At 35.0% G+C, this 7299-nt stretch carries 5 protein-coding genes; 4 read left to right on the top strand and 1 reads right to left on the bottom strand.

Annotated elements, in window-relative coordinates; translation table 11 throughout:
* Positions 1-1053 precede the first annotated feature (1053 nt).
* From BBH99_RS06650 to BBH99_RS06640, 4 genes are all read left to right on the top strand, one after another.
* Complete coding sequence (locus BBH99_RS06650) at positions 1054-1773, top strand: AAA family ATPase (RefSeq protein WP_066693678.1); 720 nt, start codon at positions 1054-1056, stop codon at positions 1771-1773.
* On the top strand, positions 1770-2501 hold the full coding sequence (locus BBH99_RS06645) for a YggS family pyridoxal phosphate-dependent enzyme (protein WP_066693676.1): 732 nt from the start codon (positions 1770-1772) through the stop codon (positions 2499-2501). Before BBH99_RS06650 ends, BBH99_RS06645 begins: the two co-directional genes overlap by 4 nt.
* Positions 2502-2616: 115 nt before the next feature.
* Positions 2617-2790: a hypothetical protein gene (locus BBH99_RS22330; protein WP_164465367.1), complete on the top strand. Its 174-nt coding sequence runs from the start codon at positions 2617-2619 to the stop codon at positions 2788-2790.
* A 152-nt stretch (positions 2791-2942) separates the two neighbouring features.
* A complete protein-coding gene (locus tag BBH99_RS06640) occupies positions 2943-3356 on the top strand; it encodes a helix-turn-helix domain-containing protein (RefSeq protein WP_066693673.1) in 414 nt (137 codons plus the stop codon).
* Positions 3357-3618: 262 nt separating this feature from the next.
* Here BBH99_RS06640 and gcvP read toward each other — a convergent pair whose 3' ends face one another.
* Positions 3619-6477: an aminomethyl-transferring glycine dehydrogenase gene (gene gcvP, locus BBH99_RS06635; protein WP_066693670.1), complete on the bottom strand. Its 2859-nt coding sequence runs from the start codon at positions 6475-6477 to the stop codon at positions 3619-3621.
* Positions 6478-7299 lie beyond the last annotated feature (822 nt).

Raw genomic sequence — 7299 nt, 5'->3', positions numbered from 1 at the left:
TTCTTCAGAAAAGTAGTGGCTATGATTTCAAACACAATAGCCAAAGCCAAAAAAAGATAACTGCGTCCCATAAAGTATTATTTATGCAAAAATAATAAAAACCTCTCCCCTGTTCCCAAAAGTTCCTTCACAACTTAAACATTCAAATCTTTTTAACATCATCACACTGACCAATAGAAAATATATTTTCAATTTTGGCATAACAAAAATGATATAGAGCCTGACAACAGACATAAAAATTCAAAATACAATCACCAATAAAAATAAATTTTCTTACTATAGAAATCACTTTCTCACTGAAATTTTACAGGTAAAAATATCATCCAGAAACACTGTTATGCACAGCATTATTTATTGTTTGTTTTATCAAGTCCAATATATAAGCCTCCAAATAATTAACATTTTTACATTTTTTTAAAGACAAAACAATAAATATATTAATAAATTCACAATAACACATTAACAGAATACAACCTTAAAATCTCTTAAATTTTAAACAAAACACCTATAACATACTGATATACATCATAGTGATTTGCTTTGGCACGTGATTTGAAAGCTGTAATATTGCAATTGAAAGATTAATAAAAAAAAATCAAATAATTAAAAATAATACAAAATGATAACTTATATCGGTATCGCAACATGTTTAGTAGTATTCTCATCTTATTTCATGACAGTAAGAAGAGAAAGAAACTAATTATTAAAATCAATAAGCCTATAGCAAAACTATACTAATTATATTGTTTTATGTTTTTACTCTGAGAAATCAGGACGCTCTTTTACCAATGGGGTAAAAGGGCCCAAAAACATAACAAAAAGATCTTAGTTTCATAACAAATTTTAATATCCAAATGATAAATCCGGACATCTGTTCGGATTTATTTTTTTTAAGGAATAATAAAAACATTCAAACAATTCATAAAACTACCTCATTACTCATAATAATTGCCACTCCTTTCTCTGGACTAGCTGTTTATTCCTGTTCAGGATGCTTAACAACATTTAATAAAGCCTTATCTTTGTTAGATTCAAGAACCATTAATAGTCATCATGAATCTGTATAACCTCATTATTCAAGATAAAGAACAGGTAAACCTTAACGATATATTTCTCAATAAAGCCAACAGAGATCAGCTCGTACAACTGATTAAAGAACACACTTACAGCAAGGAATTGCACGAATATGGTCTTCCTGTAAATCATAAGATTCTTCTTCAGGGAAGCTCAGGATGCGGAAAAACAATGACAGCAAAAGCCATTGCCAGTGCTCTAGGAAAAAGCATTATCATATTAAATTTAAGCAATATTGTTTCCTCCAGAATTGGTGAGACTTCTCAGAATATTAAAATGATCTTTGATAAAGCAGCCAGAGAAAGATCCGTTCTTTTCCTTGATGAACTGGATCAGATTGGTAAAGCAAGGGGAAGCGATGATAAGGATGTAGGTGAAATGAGAAGACTTGTGAATACGTTACTTCAGCTTATTGATTATTATCCCGAAAACGCGCTTTTACTTTGTGCCACCAATCACCCTGAAATTATTGACACTGCCCTCTTGAGACGTTTCCAGCTTAGAATTAATTATGAAATGCCTTCTGCTGAATTTCTGGATACCTTCTATGATACTCTGCTTAGCCAGTTTCCAGAAGATATGAGAGCGATTGAAAGAAAATACTCTATTTCATTTGCGGAAGCCAAAGACCATGCTTTAACAGCCGTAAAAACAGCTTTAATTCAGAAGCTGGAAGCTAAAGAAACCATCCAGTCATGAAAGAAGATATCCTTCACAACCTGAAAATCATCAACAACCGGATTCAAAATGCCTGTGAAAAAGCAGGAAGAAACCCAGATGAAGTTCAGCTTCTGCTAGCCACTAAAACCGTTTCTGCAGAGCGTATTAAGATCGCCCTGGAAAACGGACAAACCTTGATTGCAGAAAATAAAGTTCAGGAACTGAAGGAGAAATATGAAGATCTAAAAGAAATACCTCACAACAATCACTTTATCGGCCATCTTCAAACCAATAAAATCAAAGATATTCTGAAATATGATGTAACTTGCGTACAGTCACTGGATCGCCTGGAACTGGCAGAAAAACTGCATCAAAGACTTTCAGCCGATAACAGAACTCTCGAAGTTTTTATTCAGGTCAATACATCGAATGAGGAAAGTAAATTTGGAGTTCATCCTGATGAAGCAATTGAACTTACCAGAAAAGTTGCAGACTTCTCTACCTTGAAAATAAAAGGTTTAATGACTATTGGATTATTCAGTGCAGAAACAGAAAAAGTAAGGTCCTGTTTTAAAATCCTTAAAAATCTACAGCAGGAAATTATTCTTGAAAATATTCCCAATGTAGAAATGAAGGAACTTTCCATGGGAATGAGTGGAGACCTTGAAGCCGCCATAGAAGAAGGCTCCACCATTGTACGCGTTGGAACGGCTGTATTTGGGACAAGAATCTACCCGGACAGCTATTATTGGAACGAAGGAAAATAAAGATATTTATTACCGAATCTATTCATTAATCCTCCTTAAAAACAGTTTTTTATTTAGTCTACAAAATCGGTATACTTTTTGATTATAAAACATTAATAACCAAATAAATGCAATTATGATCAGAAAATTACTTTCGGGCTGTCTTTTATTGGCAGTATTATTCTTTTATTCTTGTGAAAAAGAAAACACACAGATGAAAAGCGGAATCTCACTTGAAACCATTTCAATGATCACCGTGCTTACTATGGGAGTAGCCATTTTGGTGGCTTACAGCTATAAGAGAAGATAACAGAATACATAATACACAGAGCCTCTCAATTTTTGGGAGGTTTTTGTTTTAATTAAAAAAATTGGTACAATTCTTCAGCACCACATTTTAATATCCACCACAATTTTCTATCTTTACTCATCATAAACCATCAAATAAGATTAAAACCACAAATGGAACAGAAAGTACATCAGGGAAGAAATGTAAAAAGATTCAGAGAAATGCTGGGTATTAAGCAGGAAGCTTTAGCATTGGATTTAGGTGATGACTGGAACCAAAAGAAAATATCATTATTGGAACAGAAAGAAACTATTGAAGATCCCCTTCTTCAAAAAATCTCTGAAGTTTTAAAAATTCCTGTTGAAGCATTCCAGAATTTTGATGAAGAACAGGCTGTAAATATTATCGCTAATACTTTTTCTTTAGATAATGGTTCAATATTCAATGCCCATAATACGAATCCTATCTTCAATCCTGTAGAAGCCATTCTCAAAATACATGAAGAGAAAATTGTACTTTATGAAAGAATGCTGAAGGAAAAGGATGATATGATGGCAAGGCTTGAAGGACTGATTAAAAGCAAGTAAAAAATCATCCGTGCTTTGAGATTGCTTCGCTACGCTCGCAATGACAATGGCCGTACAAGTCTCCGAATTTGTCGGAAAAACCATCACTTAAGCTTTGCTGAGTGAAACGCCTTTGCGAACATTGAAACAATTAGTTGTCAAAAAAATCTTTGCGACATTTGCGTTAAAGAGATTGCTTCGCTTTGCTCGCAATGACTATGAATAAAAACAAAAATCCCTCTCATTACTGAAAGGGATTTGTTATATCTAGAAAAAATTCTGATTACATATAAGCTTCAATCGGCTCACAAGTACATACTAAATTTCTGTCTCCGTAAGCTTCATCTACTCTTGATACAGAAGCGAAGAATTTGTGCTCTCTTACCCACTCTAAAGGATAAGCTGCCTTTTCTCTGCTGTATGGTTTATCCCAAGAATCAGAGATCACCAATTGTTCTGTGTGAGGAGCGTTTTTCAATACGTTATTTACAGGATCTGCCTGTCCGTTAGCAATCTCATCGATTTCCTGCTTGATAGAGATTAAAGCTTCTGCAAAACGGTCAATTTCTGCCTTACTTTCAGATTCTGTAGGCTCAATCATTAATGTTCCTGCAACCGGGAAAGAAACTGTAGGAGCGTGGAAACCGTAATCCATTAATCTCTTCGCAACATCAGCCACTTCAATTCCTAAAGCTTTGAACTGACGGAAGTCTACGATACATTCGTGAGCTACTCTTCCGTTTTCGTTTGAATATAAGATTGGGAAATGCTCAGCTAAAATTTCTTTCAGGTAATTAGCATTCATGATCGCGTGACCCGTAGCTTTTTTCAATCCATCTGTTCCTAACATCTTAATGTAAGCATAAGAAATGTTTAGGATTAATCCTGAACCGTAAGGTGCTGCAGAAATACCATCAATAGCTTCTTTAGAACCGATTTTAATGTTTGCATTGGAAGGAAGGAATGGCACTAAGTGTTTAGCCACACAGATTGGACCTACTCCAGGGCCTCCACCACCGTGAGGAATTGCGAAAGTTTTGTGAAGATTTAAGTGACAAACATCTGCTCCGATGTTTCCTGGGCTTGTAAATCCAACCTGAGCGTTCATGTTTGCTCCATCCATATAAACTTGTCCTCCGTGTTCGTGGATTAAGTTTGTAATTTCTTTGATGTTAGCGTCAAAGAATCCGTAAGTAGATGGATAAGTAATCATTACAGCAGATAGGTTTGCTGAATGTAATTCTGTTTTAGCTTTAAGATCCTCGAAGTCTATTTCCCCGTTTTCAAGGTTTTTAACGACTACGATTTTCATCCCTGCCATAGCTGCAGAAGCTGGGTTAGTTCCGTGTGCAGACTGAGGGATCAATACTACATTTCTGTGGTGGTCTCCTCTTGAGATATGGTATTCTCTGATGACCATTAATCCCGCATATTCTCCCTGAGCTCCCGAGTTCGGCTGTAATGAAGTTCCGGCGAAACCTGTGATTGTTGCAAGGTCTTTTTCAAGCTCTGCAATCATCTGCTGATATCCTCCAGCCTGATCTACCGGTACAAATGGGTGTACACTACCCCAATCTGCCCATGAAAGTGGAAGCATTTCAGTTGCTGCGTTTAGCTTCATGGTACAAGATCCTAAAGAAATCATTGAGTGAGTCAATGATAAATCTTTTCTCTCAAGACGCTTGATATAACGCATTAATTCTGTTTCCGTATGGTATTTATTGAATACTTCTTCTGTAAGAATCTGGTCCTTTCTAAGGTTTTCTTCAGGAATGCTGTATCCTTCTTTGATTTCTAATTTGAAAGTCTGCTTGTCTTTGAACTGAGCGAAAGAAGCCATCAGATAGTTTAATTTTTCCAATGTAGTACTTTCGTTGATTGCAACACTTACCACTCCTTCAGTGAAGTAATTAAGGTTAAGTCTGTGATCCTGCATCATTCTCATCAGTCTTCCTTTTTCTTCTTCAGCCATTGTGATTTTCACAGTATCGAAGATTGGCTCTTCTACTACCTGATATCCTAATGCGGCAAGACCTCCTTTTAAAGCATTTGCTTTAAAGTGGATTTGGTCAGCAATATAGTTTAATCCTTTTGGTCCGTGGTAAACCGCATACATACCAGCCATTACAGCTAAAAGAACCTGAGCAGTACAGATATTGGAAGTTGCCTTTTCTCTCTTAATGTGCTGTTCTCTTGTCTGTAATGCCATTCTTAATGCACGTTTTCCGTACATATCCTGAGAAACCCCGATGATTCTTCCTGGAATATCTCTTTTATATTCTTCTCTACAAGCAAAGAATGCCGCGTGAGGACCTCCATATCCTAATGGAATACCAAATCTCTGTGTAGTACCTACTGCACAATCAGCACCCATTTCAGCCGGTGATTTCAATTTCACCAATGCCATTGGATCACAAGCAACTGCTACCTGAAGATCTAATTTTTTATATTCTACGATGTTTTCTGTATAATCCAGAACAATTCCGTTTTTACCAGGATATTGTAATAAAACACCATAATAAGAGGCATCAAATGCATGAGTTTTGTGGTCTCCTATAACAACTTCAATTCCTAATCCTTCAGCCTTTGTTTTCAATACAGAGATTGTTTGAGGCAAAACAAGGTCAGAGATAAAGAATTTGTTAGCTTCTCCTTTCTTCTGATCTTTAGTTCTGTTGTTGAAGAACATATGCATTGCTTCAGCAGCAGCAGTAGATTCATCTAACAAAGACGCATTAGCAAGGCCAAAACCTGTAAGATCACATACTACAGTCTGGAAATTAAGAAGAGCTTCCAGTCTTCCCTGTGCAATTTCAGCCTGATATGGAGTATATGCAGTATACCAGCTAGGATTCTCGAAGATATTTCTCTGAATTGCTGACGGCAAAAGTGTATTGTGGTATCCGAAACCGATATAACTTGTATAATCAGTATTTTTTGATGCCAACTCCTTAGAGTGATTTAGCATTTCGTATTCCGAAAGCGGTGCTGAGATCTCAAGATCTTTTTCTAAACGGATAGAAGAAGGAATGGTTTGAGAAATTAACTCTTCAATACTAGAAACGCCAAGTTTCTCCAACATCGCCTGTTTATCGGCTTCATTTAGGGAAATGTGACGGCTCACAAACTGTTCTGTATTCATTTTTATTTATTAGATTTTGTTTGTAAAAAGATGGGTAAAATTACAATTTTTTACATGATTGTACAACAGTCTGAATCTATAGATAATTCACTAAGCTGTTCAGTTATTACAACACAATTCGCTTTTACCAATCACCAGTTAAGGTTTTATTTATTTTAAACACTAATTATATTGATTTTATAAATAATACTTAACAATTCCACCTATTTCTTATTAATAAAATAGTGAAATAATCATTAAAAATTAGTTCAATGGTATAAAAAAATTCAAAATGAAGGTAAAATTGTAAAATACAAATCATGTTCATCACATTTTACTGTAATTCTTTTTATCTAAGCTTTAGTTTAATAAAAAAATGAGTTTAACCTTTGAAATTGTGAAATGTTTATCCGTCTTTCTTTTCTAATTTTAGGATATACAGGTGATTAAAAGCAGCTATTCATCAGGTTTTAAGAATTTTATGAAATTTTATTAATTATATTTATTCTAAATTAATATATTTGCAGCATGAATATGATTGTCCCATTTAAAGTTCCGCCATTGGCACCTGTGTATGCATTCAATAATGAAGAGATGTTCTGTGAAAAGAAATCGTGCTGCAAAAAATTCAAGAAAGGGAAAAGATGTAAAAAGTGTCCCGGAAGGAAAAAAATGGCTTAAATAAATTCCTTTATCAGGAAATATAGGGCAACGGCCAAGATAATAATTCCCCAAAACAGCATAACAATTTTAGGCTGTCCTGTTTTGTTTACTACAGTTCTGGGCTGTGGCCTAAACATTTCATCCACTGTATTTTTGAATTTCTCGGTATCATTTTCAAAA

The sequence above is a fragment of the Chryseobacterium contaminans genome, assembly GCF_001684955.1.
Taxonomy (GTDB): Bacteria; Bacteroidota; Bacteroidia; order Flavobacteriales; family Weeksellaceae; genus Chryseobacterium; species Chryseobacterium contaminans.
This window is presented reverse-complemented; position numbering and strand designations above follow the sequence as displayed.

What these genes read in the sequence shown, in the direction of transcription:
- BBH99_RS22330 (WP_164465367.1), top strand. Translation starts at nt 2,617, where the DNA reads ATGATCAGAAAATTACTTTCGGGCTGTCTTTTATTGGCAGTATTATTC.
- BBH99_RS06650 (WP_066693678.1), top strand. Translation starts at nt 1,054, where the DNA reads ATGAATCTGTATAACCTCATTATTCAAGATAAAGAACAGGTAAACCTT.
- gcvP (WP_066693670.1), bottom strand. Translation starts at nt 6,477, where the DNA reads ATGAATACAGAACAGTTTGTGAGCCGTCACATTTCCCTAAATGAAGCC.
- BBH99_RS06640 (WP_066693673.1), top strand. Translation starts at nt 2,943, where the DNA reads ATGGAACAGAAAGTACATCAGGGAAGAAATGTAAAAAGATTCAGAGAA.
- BBH99_RS06645 (WP_066693676.1), top strand. Translation starts at nt 1,770, where the DNA reads ATGAAAGAAGATATCCTTCACAACCTGAAAATCATCAACAACCGGATT.